Origin of the sequence: Heyndrickxia acidiproducens DSM 23148 (assembly GCF_000374345.1) — a bacterium.
Taxonomy (GTDB): Bacteria; Bacillota; Bacilli; order Bacillales; family Bacillaceae_C; genus Weizmannia; species Weizmannia acidiproducens.
The window spans coordinates 1-2,923 of record NZ_KB894068.1 but is presented as its reverse complement, the minus strand read 5'-3'; the positions used below and the strand labels follow the sequence as shown (position 1 = coordinate 2,923).

The window sequence follows — 2,923 nt, the reverse complement described above, 5'->3', positions numbered from 1 at the left end:
CCCTTTTTACACAATTATACGGACTTAACTCTTTAAAGAATTACTTGAATCTAGAGCGAAAAAGCAAGGTGTTTATGTACGCAAGGTAAATCCGGCTTATACAAGTCAGATTGGACATATGAAATTTATGGCCCGATATGGATTAAGTTCTCATTGTTCAGCAGCTTGTGTTATCGCCAGGAGAGGATATGGTTTTAGAATCGAAAAACCGAAATACGATACGGCTTTATCTTTGCCGAAAAACTATAATAAAGAAAAATGTAATTGTCAACTGAAAAATCCCCCACATCGTCATTGAAAATTCCCCCACCTAATTTATCTAATTAGGCAGAGGATAGGACTATCCATTATGGTTTTTATATAAACTTACGCAAATGGCTGATTTTCCAGCCATTCTTTCGTCTGCTTCATCCGATAAGAATTGCCATTCATATTGACTAAATAAGATTGGAATGTCAGCCGGTCAATCATTGCCGCCGTCATTACAGGATCCTGAAAGATTTCTTCCCATCTTTCAAATGATAAATTGGTCGTAATGATTGTGGATTTACGTCCAGCCCGCAATGATAGGTGAGTGAATAAGAGTTCAGCTCCTTCTTTATCAAATGAGATATAGCCCATTTCATCGGCGATGACGAGGTCATATTTTTCAAACCTGTTTTGAAACGCCCTGAGGGTCCTTTCTGACCGGCATTCCTTTATCTGGTTAACCAATAAGGGGACCGTTGTAAACCAGACCTTATATCCCTCCATACAAGCTTTGATTCCTAATCCAATGGCCATATGCGTTTTCCCGGTCCCAGGATTTCCAGCCAAGATAAGATTCCGCCCCTCTTTTATAAAATCAAGGGTTTTAAGCTGCTTGTATTTCTTTTGGGCATCCTCCGGTAAATCATAAATAGACAGATCCTCCAGATACTTTTTATATGGGAATTCTGCTCTCCGAATCCGGTTGTATTTGGCATTTTCCCGACGGGAATCCCACTCTTTCTGCAGGAGTAGGGCTAAAAATTCCTCGTATCCCATATCCTTCTGATTTGCCTCTTTAATAAGTTCCTGAAACCCCTGACGGACTTCAGGCAACTTTAAATCTTTACTGTACTGGTTAATATCTTCAACCCACACACTGGACGGTTTCATGCGATGTCCTCCTTCCCACCGACTTCACCGGTTTCAAATAATGCATCGTAACCCTTTAACTGATTTTTTGCTTGTTCAGCTATTTCTTTTGATTCTAGTGTCATCAATGAGGCAGAATGGACCTCTTCCCGTTTTTTCGCACACAATATCTTGATTTTTTCAGTTGTGACATGGGCCGGGTTTATCTTCTCTAATTTTTCAATGCTTCTTTCAATTTCGGTTAGTGAGGATTCATCCCGCAAAAACTGCAGAAGCTCTATAAATTCTTTCTCGTGACTAGTATAATAAGATTCGTAGATTTTTATTATGTTTTTGTTTGCCTGTTGTAGTGCCGCACTTCCGGCCAATGCACCTGGCTTTTTCTTTAGAGTTTCAATGAAATGGTTCAATTCCAGCCTCCATTCATGCAAGCCAGTTAAACGGATATGATCTGCAATTTTTTGCTCATCATAGAAACATAGAATTCGATTCGAATAGATTTTTGCCTTAACAACTTGGCCAACCAGATGATCGGGGACCGAATAATGGTTTTGATCAATAACTACCGTCGAATACTTGTCGACTCGCACATTTTGGATACGTGCTGCATCGAAGGGAGGTGGAAGAAGAAGAAATGCTTTTTGTTCCATTTTTAAGCATTCTTCGGCAGTTTGGTTTTCACGGGATGGCTGCGGTTTGTTGTTTAATTTTTGGCATACTTGGTACAAATACTGATTTGCTTCTTCTATGGATTTAAAGGAATCCTGAAAGGCAAAAGCTTTTCTCCGAACTACATCAACACTTCGCTCCACATGACCTTTTTCATTGCCTTTTCTTATATTACAGAATCGAAATTGAAATCCGTAATATATTGAAATTTTCAAGAGACCTTCTGTTGGTTCCTTCTCCGTCGGACCGACAAATCGTTTAACGGCTACTCTCATGTTGTCATAAACCATCGTCTGATAGACACCCCCTGTTTCCTTAAAAAATAGGGAATGGGCCTCCTGAAAACATTCTGTTTTCTGTTTTGTAAACAGATAAGCCATGCGGTAATTACCAAATGCTGATGTAAATACAGCCATCTGGAATTTTGTTAGCTTTCCATTTATTTTTATCTTCACTTCACCCCAGTCAAATTCACAAATATCCCCTGGTGAATACATCCCCTTGACGAAAGCTTCCTTCACTTTTTTCTCTAATTGCCTTACAGTTCGAAGAACTGTACTGTAACTAATATCAACTCCCTCTGCCTCCAGAGCCTCGAAGATATCCATTATCTTCTTTTGTTGCTTCCGCAGCCCTGTTTTACGCTTTTCTTTGTTTTCTTCAAGAAAAGCTTTTATCTTTTCCTCCACTTCTGGTGTAACAATTCGCTTTTTCCTGTTGCCCACTTTGTATCTTGGTGCTTCTACAAGATCCTGAATAATTTCCCCCTTCTGTATTTCGTCAGTGCTTTTCTCCAGCTCTTTCTTCTTCGACTCGTATTCTTTTATATACTTGCTGATTGTCTTACGATCAATTCCTGTAATTCTAGCAATTTCTCTTTTTGATTTCTCCTCTCTTAAGTACATAAGTAAGACCTGTTGTTTTTTCATCAAAGTAATCAACTCTCCAGCTCCCTGCAATACATTCTAAGTTGCAGGTATAATTATAAACTGGGGGACTTTTCAATGACTACCGTGGTCCATAATTAGATTACTATATACAGAAAAATCTAATTTTAGTAATTGGGCTAGTATAGCAAGGCATTTTAAGAAAGAGTATGATTTCCATCATAGAATCGAGCTATTAAAAGCAGATA

The 2,923-nt window shown here is 38.8% G+C and carries 2 protein-coding genes; both read right to left on the bottom strand.

The window, feature by feature from the left end; all coding sequences use genetic code 11:
* Window positions 1-366 precede the first annotated feature (366 nt).
* Window positions 367-1,140 (bottom strand): IS21-like element helper ATPase IstB, encoded by a 774-nt coding sequence (gene istB, locus C232_RS0118150; RefSeq protein WP_018665527.1) that lies wholly within the window; start codon window positions 1,138-1,140, stop codon window positions 367-369.
* On the bottom strand, window positions 1,137-2,729 hold the full coding sequence (gene istA / locus C232_RS0118145) for an IS21 family transposase (RefSeq protein ID WP_018665526.1): 1,593 nt from the start codon (window positions 2,727-2,729) through the stop codon (window positions 1,137-1,139). The genes istB and istA overlap by 4 nt, the downstream gene beginning before the upstream one ends.
* Between the last annotated feature and the right edge of the window lie 194 nt (window positions 2,730-2,923).